Origin of the sequence: Salipiger sp. PrR007 (assembly GCF_010499845.1) — a bacterium.
GTDB lineage: Bacteria > Pseudomonadota > Alphaproteobacteria > Rhodobacterales > Rhodobacteraceae > Salipiger > Salipiger pacificus_A.
Genome location: NZ_JAAGOZ010000093.1, coordinates 39,653 through 61,906, shown reverse-complemented (window position 1 = coordinate 61,906; position 22,254 = coordinate 39,653). Strand labels below are relative to the sequence as shown.

Here is a 22,254-nt window from a genome sequence, read left to right as displayed (position 1 = left end):
GGATCAAAAAAGTGCGCTTTTGCCGCAAGCGTTCATCTTTATTTGATGGGCGCAATGTGCTTTTTAAAGTCCACAACAACAGGGAGGAGGCTCTTCGGGCGGCGGCTCGGGGGTGAATCCTCCTGTCCGCAGAGAAGAATGACAACCGGATCAGGTGATACATGCGTAAACTATCGATGCTGACGGGCCGCGCCACCGGCACCCTCGCCGCAGCCCTCGCCGCTGTGCAGGCCGCGCCCGCCATGGCGCAGGACTCGCTGGAGCTGGTCGGCCACCCGCAGGCCGGCGGCGTGGGCTTCCAGCCCGCCGCGACCGAGCTGGCGCGCGATCTTCATTGGCTCGACGGGATGCTGCTGGTCATCATCACCGCGATCTGCATCCTGGTCATCGCGCTGCTGGCCTTCGCCGCGGTGCGCTTCAACAGGAAATCGAACCCGAACCCCAAGAGCTTCACGCACAACTCTCCACTGGAGATCGCCTGGACCCTTGGTCCCATCGTGATTCTCGTGGTGATCGGTGCCTTCTCGTTGCCGGTGCTGTTCAAGCAGCAGGAAATCCCCGAGGGCGACGTGGTCATCAAGGTCACCGGCTACCAGTGGTACTGGGGCTATGAATACGTCGGCACCGACCTCGGCTACGAAGGCTACATGATCGGCGCGCCGGCCACCGGCGGCGACAACCGCATGAACCCCGAGGTCTCTGCCCAGCTGCAGGAAGCCGGCTACAGCGACAGCGAGTTCCTGCTCGCCACCGACAGCGCCGTGGTCGTGCCCGTGGGCAAGACCGTGGTCATGCAGGTGACCGGGGCCGACGTGATCCACTCCTGGACCATCCCCGCCTTCGGGGTGAAGCAGGACGCCGTTCCGGGCCGCATTGCCGAGCTGTGGTTCAAGCCCGAGCGCGAAGGCGTGTTCTTCGGCCAGTGCTCGGAACTTTGCGGCATCAGCCACGCCTACATGCCGATCACCGTCAAGGTGGTCAGCCAGGAGGCCTACGACGCCTGGCTCGCTGCCTCGCAGGACGAGGGCGGCTACGTCGACGTGCGCCAGTTCCTCGCCGCGTCGTAACTCTTTACACCACGGAGGCGCGCCCCGAGGAGGAGGGCGCGTTTCCAAGACCTGAATCGAGACCCAGATGAGCGACCTCACCACCAATCCCGCAGCCCAGGCAGCCCGCGTGTCCGAGTACGACGCGCAGTTCGGCGATTATTTCGCCCTGCTCAAGCCGCGCGTCATGACGCTGGTGGTCTTCACCGCCTTCGTCGGCCTGCTGGCCGCTCCGGTTCCGGTTCACCCCTTCATCGGCTTCTGCGCGATCCTCTTCATCGCCGTGGGCGGCGGCGCCTCTGGCGCCCTGAACATGTGGTGGGACGCCGACATCGACGCGGTGATGAAGCGCACCGCCAAGCGTCCGATCCCGTCGGGCCGCGTGCAGGCGGGCGAGGCACTGGCCATCGGGCTCGCGCTCTCGGGCTTCTCCTGCGTCTTCCTGGCGCTGGCCACCAACGTCCTCGCGGGGGGGCTGCTGGCCTTCACCATCTTCTTCTACGTGGTGATCTACACCATGTGGCTGAAGCGCTCGACGCCGCAAAACATCGTCATTGGCGGCGCCGCGGGCGCCTTCCCTCCGATGATCGGCTGGGCCGCCGCGACCGGGTCGGTCAGCGTCGAGGCCGTGCTGATGTTCTGCCTGACCTTCATGTGGACCCCGCCGCACTTCTGGGCGCTGGCGCTGTTCATGCGCTCCGATTACGACGACGCGAAGGTGCCGATGCTGACCGTGACCCATGGCCGCCGCTCGACCCGCAAGCATATCCTCGTCTACACCATCTTGCTAGCCGCACTGGCCATCGGCACCGGCTTCACCTCGGTGGGCGGACCGATTTACCTTGCGGTGGCGCTGGTACTGAACGTGCTCTTCCTCAAGGGTGCCTGGGACATCTTCCGCCGCGACGAGACCATGTCCGAGGCGGACAACTTCAAAACCGAAAAGAGCTTCTTCAAGCTCTCGCTGCTCTACCTCTTCGCGCATTTCGGCGCGATCCTGGTCGAGGCGGGGCTGGCCCGTTTCGGCATCGATCTTCTGGGGGCTTTCTGATGGGCATTGCGCACGAACACGAGCTGCACCAGCGCCGCCGCGGGCGCAATATCGGGGTCGGGCTGACCCTGGCTGCCTTCATCGCGATCGTCTTTGGGCTGACCATGGTGAAGATCGGCTCGGGGGACTTCGGCGCCGCCAACGCGCCGCAGCAGGAAGAGGTCCAGAATGGCAACTAAGGGGACCACGAAAACCCTCTGGTCGCTGATCGGCGTGGTGGTCTTCATGGGCGCCATGGCCTGGGCAGCGGTGCCCTTCTACAACTGGTTCTGCCGGGTCACCGGCTATGGCGGCACCACCAACGTGGCCACCGGGGAATCCTCGCAGATCCTCGACCAAACCATCAAGATCCGCTTCGATGCTTCCAAGGATCGCGGCTTCCCCTGGGAGTTCAAGCCGCTGCAAACCGAGATGACGCTGCGCATCGGCGAGGACGGGCTGGCCTTCTACGAGGCCTACAACCCCACCGACCGCCCGATTGCCGGACAGGCCGCCTACAACGTGGCCCCCTATGATGCGGGCGCCTATTTCAGCAAGATCGAGTGCTTCTGCTTCACCGAGCAGGTGCTCATGCCCGGCGAGCGGGTGGAAATGCCGGTGAGCTTCTACGTCGACCCGGAGATCGTCAACGATCCCGACGCGAAGTTCGCCAAGCACATCACGCTCAGCTACACATTCTACGAGATCGACCTGCCAGAGGAGACGCAGGCCGCTCTCGCCAAAGAGGAAGCGGACACCAGTTCCGTGAACTGACCGCCTGACCAACGAGGGAATCGAGATGGCGCATGCAAAGAACCACGACTACCACATCCTGCCTCCATCAGCCTGGCCGCTGATCGGCTCGGCCTCTGCCTTCGTCATGCTCTTCGGCGCGGTGCTGTGGATGCACGACCACGGGCCGTGGATTTTCCTCGCGGGCTTCGTCGGCGTGCTCTACACCATGTTCGGCTGGTGGTCGGACGTGATCGCGGAAAGCCGGGTGGGCGACCATACCCCGGTGGTGCAGATCGGCCTGAAGTACGGCTTCATCCTCTTCATCATGTCCGAGGTGATGTTCTTCTTCGCCTGGTTCTGGTCGTTCTTCAAACATGCGCTCTACCCGATGGGTCCGAACTCGCCGGCCGTCGACGGCGTCTGGCCGCCCGCGGGAATCGAGACCTTTGATCCCTGGCACCTGCCGCTGATCAACACGCTGATCCTGCTCTGCTCTGGCGCCGCGGTGACCTGGGCGCACCACGCGCTGGTGCATGAGAACAACCGCCAGGACATGAAGTGGGGCCTGATCATCGGCATCGCGCTCGGCGTGCTCTTCACCGTCTTCCAGGCCTATGAGTACACCCACGCGGCCTTCGGCTTCTCGGGCAACATCTACGGCGCCAACTTCTTCATGGCGACGGGCTTCCACGGCACCCATGTGATCATCGGCACGATCTTCCTCTTCGTCTGCCTGCTGAGGCTGATGAAGGGCGACTTCACCCCGACCAAGCACATCGGCTTCGAGGCCGCCGCCTGGTATTGGCACTTCGTCGATGTCGTGTGGCTCTTCCTCTTCGCCTCGGTCTACATCTGGGGCGGCTGAGCCAGGCCCCCGCGCTTCGTCCTTCGGGACCGCAGACGCCCGCCCCTTTCGGCGGGCGTTTCGCATCTGCCCGACTCCGCGCGCGACGGCAGGGCTTCGGCAAACGTGCTTGCAGAAGAGAAGACGCAGCGGCAGCGCGCGTCTTCTCTTTCCAGATATGCCGGGGTGACTGCGGCGCATCCGCAGAGGAGCGGACGCCCTGCTCTTTGGCTGCAGTTCCCGCCCCTCTTGCAAGGCCGCTCAATCGCGCCTTGATGTGCCCCGCGCAGAGGCGCTAAAGCAGGCGGGACGCACAGGCGCCCCGACCCTCGACTGAAAGCTGGACCCGGACCTACGTGACCCGCTACCTCGCTCCTCTCCTCTTTGGCCTGATCGGCGCCGGGATCCTGGTCTCCCTGGGCAGTTGGCAGCTGCGCCGGCTCGAATGGAAAGAGGCCGTGCTGGCCGAGATCGACAGCCGCATCTCCGGCCCGGCCGAGCCCCTGCCGCAAATGATCTCGCCCGACGAACAGCGCTACCAGCCGGTCGCCCTGCAGGGCGAAATCCTGCCCGGCGAAATCCGCGTGCTGGTCAGCCAAAAGCAGGTCGGCGCGGGCTATCGGATCATCTCGCCCTTCCGGGTCGAGGGGGCGCCGAGCGGGCCGCGGCTGCTGTTGCTCGACCGCGGCTTCACCGCCGATGCCGACAAGGACGCCGCGCGCAGCACCGGTCCGGTCACCGTGACCGGCAACCTGCACTGGCCGGACGACCGCAACAGCGCGACACCGGAGAATGACCTCAAGGCGAACATCTGGTTCGCCAGGGACATCGGCGCCATGGCCGAGGTGCTGCAGACCGAGCCGTTGCTCGTCGTCGCGCGCGAGATCGACCCCGCCGACCCCAAGATAGAGCCGCTGCCGGTCAGCCCCAGCGGCATTCCAAACGATCACCTGCAATATGCCATCACCTGGTTTTCGCTGGCCGTGGTGTGGCTGATCATGACCGGCTATTACATCCGCCGGCAGTCTAAGACAGGAAAGGCCTGAGCCCTCATGCGCTACATCTCGACCCGCGGCAAAGCCCCGGCGCTCAGCTTCGAAGAGGCCATGCTCTCTGGCCTTGCCCGTGACGGCGGCCTCTACGTGCCCGAGACGGTGCCGGTGATGACCCCTGGCGACATCCGCGCGCTGAACGGGCTATCCTACGAGGAAGTCGCCTTTCGCGTCATGCGCCCCTTCGTCGGCGACACCTTCAGCGACGAGACCTTCGGCGATCTGATCTCCAGGGCCTATGCCGGTTTCGGCCACAACGCCCGCGCGCCGATGGTGCAGCTGGCGCCGAACCACTTCCTGCTGGAGCTGTTCCACGGCCCGACGCTGGCGTTCAAGGACTTCGCCATGCAGCTCATCGGCCAGCTCTTCCAGGAAGCGCTGACCCGCCGCGGCGAGCGCGTCACCATCGTCGGCGCGACCTCGGGCGACACCGGCTCGGCGGCGATCGAGGCCTTCAAGGGGCTCGACGCGGTGGATGTGTTCATCCTCTTCCCGCATGGCCGCGTCTCGGAGGTCCAGCGCCGCCAGATGACCACGCCGCCCGAGGCCAATGTCCACGCCCTCGCGCTCGACGGGCATTTCGACGACTGCCAGGCCAAGCTCAAGGACATGTTCAACGACTTCACCTTCCGCGACGACGTGCGGCTGGCGGGAGTGAACTCGATCAACTGGGCCCGGGTGCTGGCGCAGGTGGTCTACTACTTCTCGTCGGCGGTCTCGCTCGGCGCGCCCGACCGCAAGGTCAGCTTCACCGTGCCCACCGGCAACTTCGGCGACATCTTCGCCGGCTACATCGCCAAGAAGATGGGTCTGCCCATCGACCGGCTGGTGGTGGCGACCAACCAGAACGACATCCTGCACCGCTGCCTGTCGACCGGCGACTACCAGACCTCGGAAGTGCACCCGTCGATTAGCCCCTCGATGGACATCCAGGTGAGCAGCAACTTCGAGCGCGCGCTCTTCGATGCCTACGGCCGCGACGGTGCGGCCGTGGCGCAGCTGATGGACGAGCTGAAAGCGGGCGGCTTCCACGTCAGCCAGGGCGCGCTGCAGGCGCTGCGCGAGCATTTCGAGAGCGGCCGCGCCTCGGAAGACGAAACCCTGGCCACCATCGCGCAGGCGCGCGAGACCATGGGCGAGCTTCTGTGCCCGCATTCCGCCATCGGCGTGAAGGTCGCCGAGGAGCATCGCACCCCCTCGGTGCCGATGATCACCCTCGCCACCGCGCATCCGGCCAAGTTCCCCGACGCCGTCGAGAAGGCCAGCGGCATCCGCCCGCCCTTACCCGCGCGCATGGCCGATCTCTTTGACCGCCCCGAGCGTGTCACCCGCGTGCCCAATGACCTTGCGGCACTCGAAACCCTCATCCGGGAGCGTATCTCCAAGTGACCGTGCAACTCACCACCCTTACGAACGGCTTCCGCGTCGTTTCGGAAAACGTCCCCGGCCTGCAGTCGGCCTCGCTTGGCATCTGGGTCACCGCCGGGGGCCGCAACGAGCGGCTCGAGCAAAACGGCATTGCCCATTTCCTCGAGCACATGGCCTTCAAGGGCACGAAGACCCGCAGCGCGCTGCAGATCGCCGAGGCGATCGAGGACGTGGGCGGCTACATCAATGCCTATACCTCGCGCGAGGTGACCGCCTATTACGCCCGCGTGCTGGAGAACGACACCAAGCTCGCCATGGACGTGATCGGGGACATCCTGCTCAACCCGATCTTCGAGCCCAAGGAGATCGAGACCGAGCGCCACGTGATCCTGCAGGAAATCGGCCAGGCGCTCGACACGCCCGATGATGTGATCTTCGACTGGCTGCAAGAGCAGGCCTATGGTGGACAGGCGCTCGGGCGCACCATCCTCGGCGAGGCAGCCAACGTGAAGGGCTTCGGGCGCGACGATCTCGCCAACTTTGTCACCGAGCACTACGGGCCGGGCCAGATGATCCTTTCGGCCGCCGGCGCGGTCGATCACGAGGCGCTGGTGGCGCAGGCCGAGGCGCTCTTTGGCCACATGGCGCCGCGGCTTGCGCCGATTGCCGAGAACGCGCGGTTCACCGGCGGAGAGTTCCGCCGCGAGAAGACGCTCGAGCAGGCGCATCTGGCGCTGGCCTTCGAAGGGCCGGGCTATCGCGACCCCGCCTTCTACACCGCGCAGATCTACTCGATCGCGCTCGGGGGCGGCATGTCCTCGCGGCTGTTCCAGGAGATCCGCGAAAAGCGCGGCCTGTGCTACACGATCTTCTCGCAGACCGGCGCCTATGCGGAAACCGGGCTCAACACGATCTACGCCGGAACCTCCGGCGAGGAAGTCGGCGAGCTTGCCCGGCTGACCATCGACGAGATGAAGCGCGCCGCTGACGACATGTCCCCCGAGGAGGTCGCCCGCGCCCGCGCGCAGATGAAGGCCGGGCTGCTGATGGGGCTGGAAAGCTCGTCCTCCCGCGCCGAGCGCATGGCGCGCATGGTGCAGATCTGGGGCGAGGTGCCGCCGATCGAGGAGACGGTCGAGAAGATCGACAATGTCACCACCGGCGACGTGCGCGACTTCGCCGAGACCGTCGCCGCCGAGGCGCCTGCGGCGCTGGCGCTCTACGGGCCGGTCTCGGGCGCGCCGGGGCTGGGCGAACTGCAGGCGCAGCGAGCCGCGTGATGCTGGGACGGCGGCGGAAGTTCAGGCTCGACAGCGAGCGCCTGATCCTGCGCCCGCCGCTCCATGGCGATTTCAACGCCTGGGTCGCGCTGCGGTTGCAGAGCAAGGAATACCTCACCCCCTGGGAGCCGTCCTGGGCCGAGGATCACCTGTCGCGGCGCGCCTTTACCAACCGTGTCTACTGGGCGCAGCGCTCGATCAACGCAGGTTCGGCGGTGCCGCTCTTCATTGTCCGGCGCGAAGACCAGCTGCTGATCGGAGCGATCACCCTGGACAACATCCGGCGCGGCCCGGCGCAGTCGGGCACGCTCGGCTACTGGACCGGCCAGCCTTTCTCCCGTCACGGCTACATGCGCGAGGCGATCGCGGCGCTGGTGCATCACGCCTTCACCGCGATGGACCTCAGCCGCATCGAAGCTGCCTGCCTGCCGGAGAACGTTCCCTCGCGAGGGTTGCTGGAAAGCTCGGGCTTCAAGTACGAGGGCGTGGCGCAGAGCTATCTGCAGATCAATGGCCGCTGGCGCACCCATGTGCTTTACAGCGCGCTGCGGCTGGACCGGCGCGGGCGGACACAGGTCGGCTGATGGCCCGCGGGGAAGGCCGCTGCCACGCGTTCGCAGAGCGCCCAAAGCTTACCCCACGTAAATTTTAACTTCGCGCGGGGCCATCCGGCTTAGGCTGCTTCCCGAAAGGAGCCCCGCCATGCCGCGTCCTGTCCTTGCCTCAGCCGCCGCGCTGATTCCTCTGCTGACCGCCCCCCTGCCCGCCGAGGCGCAGGAGCGCCGCGCGTCTCACTGCATCGCCATCGCCGACGCCGCACCCGGCATACAGTATCTGCACCAGGCGGCCTGGACCGACCCGGTGCCCGAGTATTCGGTGCGCATCCAGTATCTCTCGCATGCCTCCTTCCTGATCCAGACCCGCGGTGGGCTGAACGTGGTGACCGATTTCACCGGCTACATCGGCAACGTGCCGATGATCCCAGACGTCGTCACCATGAACCACGCGCACACAAGCCACTGGACCCCCTATCCCGATCCGGCGATCCCGCACATCCTCGAGGGCTGGGGGCCCTTCGGCGAGGGCATCGAGCATCACCTAGACCTAAGCGAGATGCTGGTGCGCAATGTCTCGACGGACATCCGCTCGGCCTACGGCGGAACCGAGGAAAACGGCAATTCGATCTTTGTCTTCGAGGTCGAGGGGCTCTGCATCGGCCATCTCGGCCACCTTCACCACGAGCCAAGCGACGCGCAATACGCCGCACTCGGCCGGATCGACGTGCTGATGGTCCCGGTGGACGGCGGCATGACGATGCCGCTCGAGGATATGGAGCGCGTGGTCGAGAGGCTGCGCAGCTCGCTGATCCTGCCGATGCACTGGTTCTCCGGCGCCTCGCTGGAGCGCTTCATCGCGGATGTGTCGGACACCTTCGTGGTCGAGCGCCGCGACAGCTCCGAGCTGGTCATCGGCCTGAACACCCTGCCCCCGCAACCGACGGTCATGGTGCTGCCGCCCGAATGGCTCGGCGAATGAGATCCCGGTGGCGCTGGACGTCGTGCCCTGGCGGGGCCAGTATGGCCGCGCACCGCCTTCCCGCGGCGCCGATACAGGAGCCTTGCGCCATGCCCTTCTCTCACGCCCTCTTCGCCGAAGGCCGCGCAACATGCTGAAATCCGTAGTCTTTGATCTCGACGGCACGCTGATCGACAGCGCCCCGGACCTGCACCGCGCCACCAATGTCGTTCTGCGCAGCGAGGGGCTGCCAGAAATCACCTTCGAGCAGGCCCGCAGCTTCATCGGCAAGGGCGCGTCGGTGCTCATCGAGCGGGTGGTCGAAGCCGTGGGGCTCAGCGATGATCCCGACGCCCACGCCCGGCTGCTGGGCAAGTTCATGCACGAATACGAGCGAGATCCGGCGCTGACGGTGCTCTACCCCGGGGTGATCGACGCGCTGGCGCGGCTCGAGCTGCTCGGCTGCGCCATGGGGCTGTGCACCAACAAGCCCGAGGCCCCCACCCATATCGCGCTGAAGCACTTCGGGCTCGACCGCCACCTGCGCGCCGTCGCCAGCGCCGACACCCTGCCGGTGCGCAAGCCGGATCCCGCGCCGCTGATCAAGGTCATGCATGATCTGGGCGGGCCGGGGCTTTACGTCGGCGACAGCGAAGTCGACGCCGAGACCGCCGAGCGCGCTGGCCTGCCGTTTGTCCTCTTCACCGAGGGCTATCGCAAATCCCCGGTGGGGGAGCTGCCGCACGCCTATGCCTTCGACCACTGGGACCAGCTTCCCGGGATCGTGGCGCAGCACTTCGCCGCGCAAGAGGCCTGAGCCGCGCAGTGTTCAGCGCTTGACGGCGATCATGTCGATCAGCGCCGAGCGCCCGTTGTGGCCCCGGCCCTCCTGGATATTGAGCTCATAGTCCTCGAGCACTTGCACCTGCATGTCGGCAAAGGCTTTGCGAAGCATGCCGGCGGTGTAGAGGTTCTCGGCCACGCCCGGGCCGCCGGTGCCGTAGCGCAGCTGCTGCGGCGTGTAGCCGTGCAGGAGCAACACGCCTCCGGGCTTCAGCGCCGCCTTCATCTTGTCGAACAGCATGGCGCGCCCGGCGGGGCCGACGAACTGGATGAAGATGCCGACAACAAGGTCGAATTCCGCCACCGGCCAGGACCAGTCGAAGACATCCTGCACCGCGTAGTCGACCTCGACTCCGCGCTCGACGGCCAGCCGCCGCGCCTTCTCGACCGCGGGCGCCGCGCCATCAAATGCGGTGACCTTCAGACCCTGCCCCGCAAGGTAGACAGAGTTGCGCCCCTCGCCATCGGCAACGCAAAGCGCCCGCGCGCCCGGCTTCAGCCAGTGGTTTCGGCGGATCAAAACGCCCGAAGGCTCGGTTCCATACACGTAGTCCTCGACGGCATATCGTTCGTCCCACATGGGCGATGCTCCTCAAAAATACATATGGCTCAGATAGAAAGGCGCCCGAAGGCGACAAGCGCGTGGCAATCGTTCACAGCCTTTTGCCATTGACCCCGGGGCGGCGCACTTGCGAAAACATGACTCCCTATAGCACGAAATTGCCGCATCTTGCGGCACAGCAGGAAAGACCCGCGCGATGATCCGCCGTCCGATGCGCAACTGGCTGCCGTTCGGCCTTGCCGCTGCCCTCACTGTCACAGCTCCTACCCTTGCCTTTGCCGAGGCGGACCCCGCCGACTGGAACGCCGTCTTGGCCGAGGCCAAGGGGCAGACCGTCTACTGGAACGCCTGGGGCGGGGCCGAGAACGTCAATGCCTTCATCGACTGGATGGGCGAGCTCGCGCAGGAGAATTACGGCGTGACGCTGGAACACGTGAAGCTCTCGGACACCGCCGAGGCGGTGAGCCGTGTGCTGGCCGAAAAGAGCGCCGGCAAGGACACGGGCGGGGCCATCGACCTCATCTGGATCAACGGGGAGAATTTCGCGGCGATGAAGCGGCAGGAGCTGCTCTTTGGCCCGTGGTCCGAGGCGCTGCCGAACTGGCAGCTCACCGACCCCGAGGCCAATGCCGCGCTCACCGCCGATTTCACCGTGCCGACAGAGGGCTTGGAAAGCCCTTGGGGCATGGCGCAATTGGTGTTCTACCATGACACCGCCCGCCTGTCCCGGCCACCGCGCAGCATGGCGGCGCTGGCGGAGTGGGCAGAGCAGAACCCCGGCCGCTTCACCTATCCGCAGCCGCCGGACTTTCTCGGCTCGACCTTCCTCAAGCAGGCGCTGATCGAGCTGACCCCGGACACGGATGCCCTGTCGCAGCCGGTCGAAGAGGCCGATTACGCCTCTGCAACCGCCCCGCTGTGGGATTGGCTCGACGCGCTGACCCCGAATCTCTGGCGCCAGGGCAAAGCCTACCCGCAGAACGCCCAGCGGATGATCCAGCTCGTGGCCGACAGCGAGATCGACATCGGCTTCGAGTTCAACCCCAACGCCGCCTCCAACGCCATCGCGAACTTCCAGCTGCCTGACACGGTCCGCAGCTTCGTGCTCGAGGGCGGCTCGCTCGGCAACGCCAGCTTCGTCGCCATCCCCTACAACGCCAATGCCAAGGCGGGGGCGATGGTGATCGCCAACCTGCTGCTCTCGCCGCAGGCGCAGGCGCGCATGGCCAGCCCCGACGAGTTGGGCTTTGGCACGGTGCTGGCGATGGACCGGCTTTCGGACGATCAGGTGCGGCTCTTCGACGAGATCCCGGTCGGCATCGCGACGCTGACCCCCGAAGAGCTGGGGCCCACCCTGCCCGAGCCACATCCGTCGTGGATGGAAAAGCTCGAAGAGGATTGGACCTCGCGCTACGGCGTGGCCCCCTGAGTGGGCCTCTCGCCGACCCGCGCGGCGCCGGTCCTGACGCTCTTGGCACTGCTCGGGCCGGTGGCGGCGGGCTTGGCGGGCACGCTCGCCCCGGCCTTTGGCCTGATGCCCGCCCTCGGCGGAACCGACCTCAGCCTTGAGCCCTTCGGCGACTTGCTGGGGTGGCCGGGGCTGCCCCGCGCGGTGGCCCTGTCGCTTTTCACCGGCCTCGCGGCGACGCTGGTCTCGCTGGCGCTGACGGTGCTGATCTGCGCCGGCTGGCAGGGCACCCGCGCCTTCAGAGCCCTCGAACGCGCGCTCTCTCCGCTTTTGTCGGTTCCCCATGCCGCCGCCGCCTTCGGGCTGGCCTTCCTCATCGCTCCCTCGGGCTGGATCGCCCGGCTGATCGCGCAGCCTTTGGGGTGGGAGCGCCCGCCGGACCTCTTGATCCTGCAGGACCCTTTCGGCCTGTCGCTGATCGCCGGGCTGGTGGTGAAGGAGATGCCGTTCCTGTTGCTGATGACCCTCGCCGCCCTGCCCGCGCTGCGCCCGGCACAGAGTCTCGCCACCGCGCAGGCCCTGCGGTACGGCCGCGTCGCCGCCTGGTTCAAGGTGATCCTGCCGCGCCTCTATCCACAGATCCGCCTGCCGGTTTACGCCGTGCTGGCCTTCTCGGTTTCGGTGGTTGACGTGGCGATGATCCTCGGGCCGGGCACGCCGCCGCCACTGGCGGTGCAGGTGCTGAGATGGATGAACGATCCGGACCTCGCGATGCGTTTCCGCGCCGCCGCCGGGGCGCTGCTGCTGCTGGCGTTGACCTTGGCCGCATTGCTGCTCTGGCGCGGCGCAGAGATCACGCTCGCACGGCTCGCGGCGCGCTGGCTGGTGGCCGGAGGGCGCGGCCACGGCGAACGGCTACTGCGCGCATTGGGGCTCGGCCTCGGCGCGCTTTCGGCGGCGCTGGTGCTGCTGGGGCTCATCGGGCTGGCAGTCTGGTCCTTCGCCGGGCTGTGGCGCTTTCCCGAACTGCTGCCACAAGGCTGGAGCCTGCGCAGCTGGATGCGCCACGGACCCGAGCTGCTGGCGCTTTTCGCGCGGACCCTGCTGATCGCCGCCACGTCCTCTGGCATCGCCATGATCCTGACGACCGCCTGCCTCGAGGCCGAGCAACGCCACGGGCTACGGCCCGGCGCGCGGGCGCTCTGGCTGCTCTATCTGCCGCTGCTGGTGCCGCAGATCGCCTTTCTGCCAGGGCTGCAGGTGGCCGGGCTGCTCACCGGACTCGATGGCACGCTGGCGGCGGTGATCGCTGTGCATGTGGTCTTCGTGCTGCCTTATGCCTTCCTGTCGCTCTCTGACCCCTACCGCGCGCTCGATCCGCGCTACGCCGCCGTCGCCCACGCGCTGGGGCGCGGCCCCGGTGCCACCTTCTGGCGCGTGCGCCTGCCGATGCTGCTGCGACCCTGGCTCACCGCCGCCGCGGTCAGCGCTGCCGTCAGTGTCGGGCAATACCTGCCGACTTTGCTGATCGGCGGAGGCCGCGTGCCAACCCTGACCACCGAGGCGCTCGCCCTCGCGTCCGGCGGCGACCGGCGGGTCATCGGTGTGACCGCTCTGGCGCAGACCGCCGCGGCCTTCCTGCCCTTCGGTCTGGCATTGCTGATCCCGGCGCTGGCCTGGCGCAACCGGCGGGGAATGCGACATGGATAGGGGGCTGGTCTTGGATCACCTGCGCATCCTCCATCACGGCGCCCCCCTGCTGGCGCTCGACGCCACCGTCGTACCGGGCGAGGTGCTGACGGTCATGGGGCCCTCGGGCTCGGGCAAGTCCACGCTGCTCGCCGCGGTCATCGGAACATTGGCGCCCGGGTTCACGCTGGAGGGGCGCATCACGCTCGACGGCACCGAGATCACTTACCTGCCACCCGAGCAGCGCCGCGCCGGCATTCTCTTTCAGGACGAGCTGCTGTTTCCCCACCTTTCGGTCGGCGGCAACCTCGGCTTCGGCCTGCCGCCGCGGCTGCGCGGCAGGGCCCGGCACGAAAAGATCGACACCGCGCTGCGCGACATCGGCCTCGAGGGATTTGCCACGCGCGACCCCGCCACGCTTTCGGGCGGGCAGAAGGCCCGCGTCGCCCTGATGCGGATGCTGCTCGCCGAGCCCCGCGCGCTGCTGCTCGACGAGCCCTTCTCGAAGCTCGATGCCGCCCGCCGCGGGCAGATCCGCGCGCTGGTCTTCGAGCGGGCACGGGCTCAGGGCCTGCCAGTCCTGCTGGTGACCCACGACCCCGAGGATGCCAAGGCCGCTGGCGGACGGGTGATCACCCTCGGCTGAGCCCCCTTGCGGCCTGCGCCGATCCGCGAAAAGGTTGGGCGAAATGGGGCTCATGGGAGGAGACGCAGCTTGGAAATCGGACTGGATCTCGGCACCAGCTCGGTGATCGGCCTGCTGTGCGAGGCAGGCAGGCCGCGCGCCGAAGCGCGCCGCCCGCTCACCACCGCGTCGCCCACGCCCTACGCTTCCGAGCAGAACGCCGAGGACTGGTGGCAGGCGGCCCGCGCGGTTCTCGCCGAACTGATCGCGCCCCTGCCCGAGGCCGAGCGCCGGAGCATAAGCGCCATTGCCCTGTCGGGACAGATGCACGGTGCCGTGCTGCTCGATGCGGCGGGCGCGGTGCTGCGCCCGGCAATGCTGTGGAACGACGGCCGTGCCCATGCCGAATGCGCCGCGCTGCAGGAGGCGCTGCCCGGGATCGGCACCCTCGCGGGGGTTCCACCGCTGCCCGGCTTCACCGCTCCGAAGCTGCTCTGGCTGGCGCGGCACGAGCCCGAGACCCACGCCCGCATTGCCCATGTACTTCTGCCCAAGGACTACCTTGGCCTGCGCCTGCACGGCGGCTACGCCACCGATCCCTCGGATGCCGCCGGAACCCTTTGGTTCGACCAGGCGCAGAGGCGCTGGTCCGAGGCCCTCTGTGCCGCCTCCGCGACCGATCCGGACTGGCTGCCGCCGGTGCTCGAGGGCGCACAGGTCGCCGGAGAAATGCTCCCGCAAATGGCAGCCGAGCTTGGTCTCTCGCCCAAGGTGCAGATCGTCACCGGCGGCGGCGATGCGGCCACCGGTGCGGTTGCCGTGGGCGCCGTGGAGGATGGCACCGGGCTCATCTCTCTCGGCACGTCGGGGCAGTTCCTCTTGGCGGGTAGCGCCTATCGCCCCAACCCTGGGGCCTTCGTGCACGCCTTCGCCCACACCCTTCCGGAACGCTGGTACCAGATGGCCGCGATGCTCAACGGTGCCCGCCCGATCGCCTGGTTCGCCGGGGTGTCCGGGGCCGAGATCGGCGCGCTGCTGCAGGAAGCTGCAGAGGTGCCCGAAACCCGCGTGCCGCTCTTTCTGCCCTATCTCACCGGCGAGCGCAGCCCGCATGGCGACCCGCACATCCGCGGCGGCTTCTTCGGGCTCGAGGACAGCACCAGTCGCGCCGCGATGATGCGCGCGGTGGTCGAGGCAGTGGCCTTCTGCTTTGCCGACGCGGTGCAAAGCTTCGGGCCTGCCGCGCAGGGGCTGGCACCTTTGCCCGCGCTCGGCGGCGGGGCCCAAAGCGACTTGCTGCTGCAAAGCGTCGCGGATGCCAGCGGACTGAGCCTCTTCCGTCCCGAAAGTGCCACCAGCGGGCCCTCTCTGGGCGCGGCCAAGCTCGCGGCGCTGGCCACAGGCGCGCTGTCGCGCAGCGACCTGGCCCGGCGCCCCGAGGCGCGCGAGATCTTCGGCCCCCGCCCCACTGCCGCACTGCAGGATCGTCTCGAAGCCTGGCGCGCGCTCTACCGCGTGCTGAAGCCGCTCGCTGTCCCGCGCTGATCAGGCGCGATTCAGTCGGTCCTCGATCGCCTGCGCGTAGTCTGCCATGCGCAGCCGGAACTTCTTTTCGAGATTGGCCCGCGCCAGCTTCAGCGACTGCACCATGAGCCGGGCCGAGAGCGTCTTGGGCTTCAATTCGAGGTCCATCGCCACCCGCGTGCGGCTGCGCGACAGCGCCACGAACTCGATCCGCGTCATCACCTCGAGCCCGTCCGTCAAGCTGCGATAGACCAGCAGGTTCGGCGCATCCTCCTCGACCAGCGTGATATCGGCCGACCGCGCCTTGCCGCGGAAGTTGAACACCGCGTGCCAGGCATGGCTGCCCGCGCCCTCCGGGTTCACCCGCCGCAACTCGATCCCACGCCGCATGATTTGCCGCTCGAGATGATCGAAATTCGTCGCCTCCGCGTAGACCCGCTCGACCGGAACCGCGATGTCTTCCTTGGTGGAGATGTCCATTGCCTGCCTCGTTACCCAGTTTTCCCCATTTGCCGCCGCATCTTGGCCTATTCAAGGCGGTCCGCAAGCCAGTTGCGCAGCAGGTGGTTGGCGATCGAGCCGCGTCGCGCCGGCACGAGGCCCGGCTCGAGCCCGGCAAAGGCATCGGCGAGCCGCTCGCGGCTGACCCATTGCGCGGCCTCGATTTCGACCGGGTCGATGGTGATGGCCTCGCTTGTCGCCTCGCCGTGGCAGCCGAGCATCAGCGACGAGGGCCAGGGCCAGGGCTGGCTGGTGAGCAGCGAGACCGGACCGACCTCGACCCCTGTCTCCTCCATCACTTCGCGGCGCACCGCCGCCTCGACCGTCTCACCGGGCTCGATGAAGCCGGCAAGGCAGGAGTACATTCCCTCGGGCCAACCCGGCGACCGGCCCAGAAGGCAGGCATTGCCGCGGGTGATCAGCATGATAACCACCGGATCGGTGCGCGGGAAATGCTGGCCGCCGCAGGATCGGCAGACCCGCTGCCAGCCCGCCTGCGTCACATCAGAGGCCGACCCGCAGCGCGCACAGAACCCATGCGTATCGTGCCAACCGAGGATCGCCTTGGCGGTGGCGGCGAGCTCGGCGTCGCGCGGGGTGAGCGCCATCAGCAGCGTGCGCAGCTCGACGAAACGCGCGCCCTCCGGCGCATCCGGGTGGACCTGCACGCTCGGGTCGACAAAGCCCTCTTCCTGCGGCGCGTCGGGCTCCCAGGCAGAAATGTCGTAGGCCAGCACAACCTCGCCCGCCTCGCGCCCAAGGAGCACCGGCCGCGACCGCGCCGCGCCGAGCAGCGGATGATCGAGCGGCAGCCGGAGCAGCCCGGCACAGGAGGTGCCGCGCGACGCCTCATCGGCAATGAGAGGTTTGCCGCGCCAGAACACCACGCCGCGCGCGCCGGGGCGCTGCATCAACGCCGCAAGGCCCGGGACGTCGCCGCGCAGCTCCGCCGCCCGATCGAGCCCCGAGCCGCCAAATGTCACCTCTTCCGCCTGCCGCATGCCGTGTCTCCTGCTGGGTCGGGCAAGGGATGGCACGCGGCGCGCGGACTGGCAACCGATGCGCCCTCCGAGCCGTGCCGGAGGCGCGATGCACAGCCCCCGGCGCATGTCGCAGCGTCATCTGCCAATACGCGATGCCGCGCGAGGCAATCGTTGCAAGACCGTCTTGAAGCTGCACTATTCCCGCAGCGACGAGACTCGAAGGAGAGCAAGATGCGCAAACTTCCCCAAACCCCGATCAGCCGCCGAGGCTTTCTCGCTGGCAGCGCCGCGAGTGGCGCGCTGATCGCGCTGCACCCCTATTCGGCCCGGGCGGCGGCCAATCAGGCGCACCTGCGCATCATGGAAACCACCGACCTGCACGTGCACGTCTTCCCCTACGACTATTACGCCGACAAGCCGGTCGACACCGTGGGCCTGTCACGCACCGCCTCGATCATCGAGAGCATCCGCGCCGAGGCCACCAACACGCTGCTCGTCGACAATGGCGACTTCCTTCAGGGCAACCCGCTGGGCGATTACATCGCCTACGAGCGTGGCATGAAGGACGGCGACATGCACCCGGTCATCACCGCGATGAACACGCTGGGCTATGACGCGGGCACCATCGGCAACCACGAGTTCAACTACGGGCTCGGCTTCCTCGAGAAATCCGCCGCAGGCGCGAACTTCCCCATCGTGCTTGCGAATATCGCCAAGAAGCAGGGCGCGAACCCGCGCGAGGACGAGACCCTGTTCAAGCCCTACGTGATCCTCGACCGCGAGGTCACCGACGGGGCCGGCACTACCCATCCTATCCGCGTCGGCATCATCGGCTTCACCCCGCCGCAGGTGATGAACTGGGACCGCAAACATCTCGAGGGCAACGTCGAGGCGCGCGACATCGTCACCACCGCCGAGGCGTTCGTGCCGCAGATGAAGGAAGAGGGCGCCGAGATCATCATTGCGCTCTCGCACTCCGGTATCGGCGCGGCGCAGCACGAGGACGGGATGGAGAACGCCTCGGTACCGCTGGCCGCCGTCGACGGGATCGACGCGCTGATGACCGGTCACAGCCACCTCGTCTTCCCCTCGCCGGATTACGACGGGCAGGACGCCATCGACCTTTCGGCGGGCACCATCCACGGCAAGCCCGCCGTCATGGGGGGGTTCTGGGGTTCGCACATGGGGCTCATCGACCTGCTGCTCGAGCGCGACGGCAACGCGTGGAAGGTGGTCTCGACCACGTCAGAAGCGCGCCCGATCTACGAGCGCGGCGAAGACCGCTCGATCACGGCGCTGGTCGAGGACGACGCGGAGGTGCTCGACTCGATCCGCCCCGAGCACGAGGCGACGCTGGACTACGTGCGCCGCGCGGTGGGCGAGACCTCGGCGCCGCTCTATTCCTACTTTGCGCTGGTGGCGGATGACCCCTCGGTGCAGATCGTCTCGATCGCGCAGAGCTGGTACATCGCGCAGATGATGAAGGGCACCGAATACGAGGGCCTGCCGATCCTGTCGGCGGCAGCGCCGTTCAAGGCCGGTGGCCGCGGCGGGCCGGAGTATTACACCGACGTGCCCGCGGGCCCGGTGGCGATCAAGAACGTCGCGGATCTCTACCTCTATCCCAATACGGTGCGCGCGGTGAAGGTCACTGGCGCTCAGATCAAGGGCTGGCTGGAGCGGTCTGCGGGCATGTTCAACCAGATCGAGCCCGGCGCCAGTGATGCACCGCTGCTCAACCCTGACTTCCCGAGCTACAACTTCGACGTGATCGACGGGGTGACCTATCAGATCGACCTGTCGCAACCGGCGATGTTCGACCGCGATGGCAATGTGGTGAACGAGGAGACCAACCGGATCGTCAACCTCGCCTACGAGGGCAAGCCGATCGATCCCGAGGCCGAATTCATCATCGCGACGAACAACTACCGCGCCTCGGGCGGTGGCAGCTTCCCGGGCACCGGCGACACCATCGTCTTCGAGGCGCCGGACACCAATCGCGATGTCATCGTGCGCTACATCGTCGAGCAGGGCACCATCAACCCGAGCGCTGACGACAACTGGAGCTTCGCCCCGATGGACGGCACCACGGTGCTCTTCGAGACCGGCCCCAAGGCACGCGACTACATGGAAAGCGTCGCGCTCGACATCGAGGACGCGGGCGACACCGAGGAGGGCTACGCGCAGTTCCGCATCAAGCTCTGAGGATCCCGCCGGGGGCGCCTCGCAGCGCCCCCGGCAGCACCTCGACGAGCCGCTAATGCGGCGCGGCAGCGGGATCGCGACGACCTGGAAGACACGCGCGATCATCGAACCACCCTCCGTGGTCCACGAGGTTTCTGTGGTGCCTGCCTGACTCAAGCCTGACTCAAAGGCAGACAGCATGGCACGACACCGCGGCCTCGACATTCCCCCGCGCGATGGGTCACATGGCGGCGCCCGATGCAGAAAGGCCCGCCATGACCACCCCACTCCCCTTCGCCGCCGTCATCTTCGACCTCGACGGAACGCTCGTGGACAGTGAACGGGTCGCGCTCGAGGCCGGGCGGCGCGCCTTCCTGCGTTTCGGCGAGACCGTGGCGCCGGGGTTTCTCGAAGCGCTGATCGGCCGCGACCGAAACGCCGTGGCAAGCGCCCTGCGCGACACCTACGGGCACCTCGACCAGCCGATGCTGCTGCAGGCGATCCGCGAGGAGAGTATCGCCCTGCGCGCGGCCAGCGGCTTGCCGCTAAAGCCCGGCGTGCAGCTGTTGGTCGAGGAGATCGCCGCGCTCGGTCTGCCCATGGCGGTGGCCACCAGCTCGGGTGCGGAGGAGGCCGAGCGCAAGCTCACCCTCGCCGGGCTGCGCGCACATTTCACTGCGGTGATCGCCTTCGACCACGTCGAGAACCCCAAGCCCGCGCCCGATCCCTACCTCCTGGCCGCCGAGGCGCTCGGCCATGCGCCGGAGCTCTGCCTCGCCTTCGAGGACAGCGACACCGGTGCCGCCAGCGCCCGCGCCGCGGGCATGCGCGTGGTGCAGGTGCCCGACATGCTGCCCAGCGACGGGCTCCATGCGCACCACCTCGCGGCTTCGCTGATCGAGGGCGCGCTGGCGGCCGGCCTGCCGCTGCGCAAGGGCGCCGAGGACCTCTCTGCCTAACTTTTGATCATTCGATTAAAAATCAGCAGGGCCGGCGCGCGACTTCCTCCGATCAGGTCTTCCCACCGCCGCATTTCCGGGCAAGCTCGCCGCAAGACGTGACGAACACGCCGAAAATCCTGGCGGCCCGACCGCCGCAACACGGAGGAAGACACCATGACCCCCCGCGCCTTCGCGCTGGCCGCCACCCTCGTGGCCGCCGCCACCGCCGCTTCGGCCCAGACCGCCCTGCCCTTCGCGCTCGACTGGAAATTCGAAGGCCCCTCGGCCCCCTATTTCGTCGCCATCGACAAGGGCTATTTCGCCGATGCCGGTCTCGAGGTGGAGATCTCCGCCGGATCCGGCTCGCTTGACGCCATCCCCAAAGTGGCCACCGGTGCCTTCCCCGTGGGCTTTGCCGACATCAACTCGCTGATCAAGTTCCTCGACCAGAACCCCGGTGCGCCGGTGACCGGCGTCATGATGGTCTACGACAAGCCGCCCTTTGCCATCATCGGCCGCAAGTCGCTGGGCGTCGAGGCCCCCAAGGACCTCGAGGGCAAGGTGCTGGGTGCGCCGCCGCCGGATGGCGCATGGGCGCAGTTCCCGATCTTTGCCGCCGAGAACGATCTCGACACCTCGAAGATCACCATCGAGCCCGTCGGCTTCCCGACCCGCGAGCCGATGCTGGCCGAGGGCAAGGTGGCCGCTATCACCGGCTTTTCCTTTACCTCCTATCTCAACACCGCCCGCCTCGGCGTGGATGAGGCCGACATCTCGACCCTCCTGATGGCCGATTACGGCGTCGACCTCTACGGCAACGCGATCATCGTCAACACCGACTGGGCCGCCGAGAACAGCGACCTGCTCAAGGGCTTCCTCGCCGCCGTCGCCACAGGCTGGAAAGATGCGGTGGCCGATCCCGCCGCCGCGGTGGAAAGCCTCGTCTCGCGCAACCCCGCTGCGGATGCTGAGCTGGAAACCCGCCGGCTCGAGTTGGCGCTCGACGCCAATGTGGTCACCGACTGGACGAAGGCGAACGGCTTCGGACCGATCGACGACACCCGCATGCAGAGCGCGCTCGAGCAGATCAAGCTGACCTACGAGTTCCAGCACGAGCCCGATGCCGCGCTCTACTTCACCGGCGACTACCTTCCCGAGGGCGGCTTCCCGCTCGAGTGAGACCCTGACGAAGACCGCGCCGGGACGGCTCTACCGCCCCGGCGCACCCATGCAAGGCAAGACATGACCAACCTCATCGAGATCAAGGGCGTGCGCCACGCCTACAAGACCGCCAATGGCCCTCTGCCGGTGCTGGACGGGCTGGAGCTGTCGGTGCCCGAAGGCGGCTTTGTCGCCGTCGTCGGCCCCTCCGGCTGCGGCAAGTCCACGTTGACCAAGTTGGTGGCGGGCCTGCTGAAACCCGACGAGGGCGAGGTCTGGCTGCACGGCGAAAAGGTGAAGAGCCCGCGCGCCACCGTCGGCATGGCCTTCCAGAACCCGGTGATGCTGGAATGGCGCTCAATCCTCCGGAACGTCATGCTGCCGCTCGAGATCGTGCCGACGAAACTCAACAAGGCGCAGCAGGAGGAGCGCGCCCGCTACCTGCTCTCCCTCGTCGGTCTCGAAGGCTTCGAGGACAAGCGTCCCTCCGAGCTCTCGGGCGGCATGCGCCAGCGCGCCTCGCTCTGCCGCGCGCTGGTGCATTCGCCCGAGGTGCTGATCCTCGATGAGCCCTTCGGCGCGCTCGACGCCTTCACCCGCGAGGACCTGTGGCAGATCATGCACCAAGTGAAGGAGAAAGAGCCCTTCACCGGCGTTCTCATCACCCACGATCTGCGCGAGTCGATCTACCTCGCCGATCAGGTGGTGGTGCTCTCGGGCCGCCCGGCCCGCACCCAGTTCACCCTCGACACAGGGATAAGCGGCGCGCGCGACATCGAGCACCTCTATACGCCGCAGGCTGCCGAGATGCTCGCCACGCTGCGCCACCAGATCGAGATCGCCCAGGGCCGGGCCCCCGCGGGGGCTTCCACGTGATGCGAGTCTTCCTGCCCGCTTATCCTCTTTCCAAATACGCATATCCCGCCGCCGAAACCCGCGCCCCCGCCGGTCAGGCCGCGCAGC

22 protein-coding genes are annotated in these 22,254 nt (G+C 67.4%); 19 read left to right on the top strand and 3 right to left on the bottom strand.

Annotation, left to right across the window (positions count from 1 at the left end; translation table 11 throughout):
• The first annotated feature begins 161 nt into the window (after positions 1-161).
• The 11 genes from coxB (at position 162) to gph (ending at position 9,687) form a co-directional block, all read left to right on the top strand.
• The gene (gene coxB / locus G0Q01_RS24890) at positions 162-1,067 is read left to right on the top strand and encodes a cytochrome c oxidase subunit II (RefSeq protein ID WP_164188875.1); all 906 of its coding nucleotides are present in this window, start codon (positions 162-164) and stop codon (positions 1,065-1,067) included.
• A 67-nt stretch (positions 1,068-1,134) separates the two neighbouring features.
• Positions 1,135-2,097 (top strand): heme o synthase, encoded by a 963-nt coding sequence (cyoE, locus tag G0Q01_RS24885; protein WP_164188873.1) that lies wholly within the window; start codon positions 1,135-1,137, stop codon positions 2,095-2,097.
• Positions 2,097-2,276: a hypothetical protein gene (locus G0Q01_RS24880; protein WP_108966657.1), complete on the top strand. Its 180-nt coding sequence runs from the start codon at positions 2,097-2,099 to the stop codon at positions 2,274-2,276. Before cyoE ends, G0Q01_RS24880 begins: the two co-directional genes overlap by 1 nt.
• A complete protein-coding gene (locus tag G0Q01_RS24875) occupies positions 2,266-2,850 on the top strand; it encodes a cytochrome c oxidase assembly protein (RefSeq protein ID WP_108966659.1) in 585 nt (194 codons plus the stop codon). The genes G0Q01_RS24880 and G0Q01_RS24875 overlap by 11 nt, the downstream gene beginning before the upstream one ends.
• A 25-nt stretch (positions 2,851-2,875) precedes the next feature.
• Complete coding sequence (locus tag G0Q01_RS24870; protein ID WP_108966661.1) at positions 2,876-3,676, top strand: cytochrome c oxidase subunit 3; 801 nt, start codon at positions 2,876-2,878, stop codon at positions 3,674-3,676.
• A gap of 335 nt (positions 3,677-4,011) precedes the next feature.
• On the top strand, positions 4,012-4,701 hold the full coding sequence (locus tag G0Q01_RS24865) for an SURF1 family protein (protein ID WP_164188871.1): 690 nt from the start codon (positions 4,012-4,014) through the stop codon (positions 4,699-4,701).
• A 6-nt stretch (positions 4,702-4,707) separates the two neighbouring features.
• Positions 4,708-6,096, top strand: coding sequence for a threonine synthase (gene thrC, locus G0Q01_RS24860; RefSeq protein ID WP_164188869.1), 1,389 nt, complete (start codon positions 4,708-4,710; stop codon positions 6,094-6,096).
• On the top strand, positions 6,093-7,355 hold the full coding sequence (locus G0Q01_RS24855; RefSeq protein WP_164188867.1) for a pitrilysin family protein: 1,263 nt from the start codon (positions 6,093-6,095) through the stop codon (positions 7,353-7,355). Before thrC ends, G0Q01_RS24855 begins: the two co-directional genes overlap by 4 nt.
• Complete coding sequence (locus G0Q01_RS24850; protein ID WP_164188865.1) at positions 7,355-7,939, top strand: GNAT family N-acetyltransferase; 585 nt, start codon at positions 7,355-7,357, stop codon at positions 7,937-7,939. Before G0Q01_RS24855 ends, G0Q01_RS24850 begins: the two co-directional genes overlap by 1 nt.
• Before the next feature lie 118 nt (positions 7,940-8,057).
• Positions 8,058-8,891, top strand: a complete 834-nt coding sequence (locus G0Q01_RS24845; protein ID WP_164188863.1) for an MBL fold metallo-hydrolase — start codon at positions 8,058-8,060, stop codon at positions 8,889-8,891.
• A gap of 130 nt (positions 8,892-9,021) precedes the next feature.
• Complete coding sequence (gph, locus tag G0Q01_RS24840) at positions 9,022-9,687, top strand: phosphoglycolate phosphatase (protein WP_164188861.1); 666 nt, start codon at positions 9,022-9,024, stop codon at positions 9,685-9,687.
• Between the two features lie 12 nt (positions 9,688-9,699).
• Here gph and G0Q01_RS24835 read toward each other — a convergent pair whose 3' ends face one another.
• Positions 9,700-10,293, bottom strand: a complete 594-nt coding sequence (locus tag G0Q01_RS24835) for a cyclopropane-fatty-acyl-phospholipid synthase family protein (RefSeq protein WP_164188859.1) — start codon at positions 10,291-10,293, stop codon at positions 9,700-9,702.
• Between the two features lie 178 nt (positions 10,294-10,471).
• Here G0Q01_RS24835 and G0Q01_RS24830 point away from each other — a divergent pair, with 178 nt between their 5' ends.
• The 4 genes from G0Q01_RS24830 (at position 10,472) to xylB (ending at position 15,542) form a co-directional block, all read left to right on the top strand.
• Positions 10,472-11,704 (top strand): ABC transporter substrate-binding protein, encoded by a 1,233-nt coding sequence (locus tag G0Q01_RS24830; RefSeq protein ID WP_370457124.1) that lies wholly within the window; start codon positions 10,472-10,474, stop codon positions 11,702-11,704.
• On the top strand, positions 11,705-13,393 hold the full coding sequence (locus G0Q01_RS24825) for an ABC transporter permease (protein ID WP_370457123.1): 1,689 nt from the start codon (positions 11,705-11,707) through the stop codon (positions 13,391-13,393).
• Entirely contained in the window at positions 13,386-14,018 is a 633-nt protein-coding gene (locus tag G0Q01_RS24820) for an ATP-binding cassette domain-containing protein (protein WP_164188858.1), read from the top strand. The genes G0Q01_RS24825 and G0Q01_RS24820 overlap by 8 nt, the downstream gene beginning before the upstream one ends.
• A 69-nt stretch (positions 14,019-14,087) precedes the next feature.
• Positions 14,088-15,542: a xylulokinase gene (gene xylB / locus G0Q01_RS24815; RefSeq protein ID WP_164188856.1), complete on the top strand. Its 1,455-nt coding sequence runs from the start codon at positions 14,088-14,090 to the stop codon at positions 15,540-15,542.
• Here the strand turns inward: xylB and G0Q01_RS24810 are convergent, their stop codons facing one another.
• Both G0Q01_RS24810 and nudC read right to left on the bottom strand, forming a co-directional pair.
• Entirely contained in the window at positions 15,543-16,001 is a 459-nt protein-coding gene (locus G0Q01_RS24810; protein WP_164188854.1) for an SRPBCC family protein, read from the bottom strand.
• Between the two features lie 47 nt (positions 16,002-16,048).
• The gene (nudC, locus tag G0Q01_RS24805) at positions 16,049-17,023 is read right to left on the bottom strand and encodes an NAD(+) diphosphatase (protein ID WP_164188852.1); all 975 of its coding nucleotides are present in this window, start codon (positions 17,021-17,023) and stop codon (positions 16,049-16,051) included.
• 213 nt (positions 17,024-17,236) lie between these two features.
• On the opposite strand from nudC, the gene G0Q01_RS24800 reads away from it, so the two are divergent.
• The 4 genes from G0Q01_RS24800 to G0Q01_RS24785 all read left to right on the top strand — a co-directional run bounded on the left by G0Q01_RS24800 (position 17,237) and on the right by G0Q01_RS24785 (position 22,167).
• Positions 17,237-19,210, top strand: a complete 1,974-nt coding sequence (locus G0Q01_RS24800) for a bifunctional 2',3'-cyclic-nucleotide 2'-phosphodiesterase/3'-nucleotidase (protein ID WP_164188850.1) — start codon at positions 17,237-17,239, stop codon at positions 19,208-19,210.
• Positions 19,211-19,464: 254 nt separating this feature from the next.
• Positions 19,465-20,148, top strand: a complete 684-nt coding sequence (locus G0Q01_RS24795; protein ID WP_164188848.1) for an HAD family phosphatase — start codon at positions 19,465-19,467, stop codon at positions 20,146-20,148.
• Positions 20,149-20,304: 156 nt separating this feature from the next.
• Positions 20,305-21,309 (top strand): ABC transporter substrate-binding protein, encoded by a 1,005-nt coding sequence (locus G0Q01_RS24790; protein WP_164188846.1) that lies wholly within the window; start codon positions 20,305-20,307, stop codon positions 21,307-21,309.
• A 63-nt stretch (positions 21,310-21,372) separates the two neighbouring features.
• Positions 21,373-22,167 carry an ABC transporter ATP-binding protein gene (locus tag G0Q01_RS24785; protein ID WP_164188845.1) on the top strand — a complete coding sequence of 265 codons (795 nt, stop codon included), beginning with the start codon at positions 21,373-21,375 and terminating at the stop codon, positions 22,165-22,167.
• Positions 22,168-22,254: the final 87 nt, after the last annotated feature.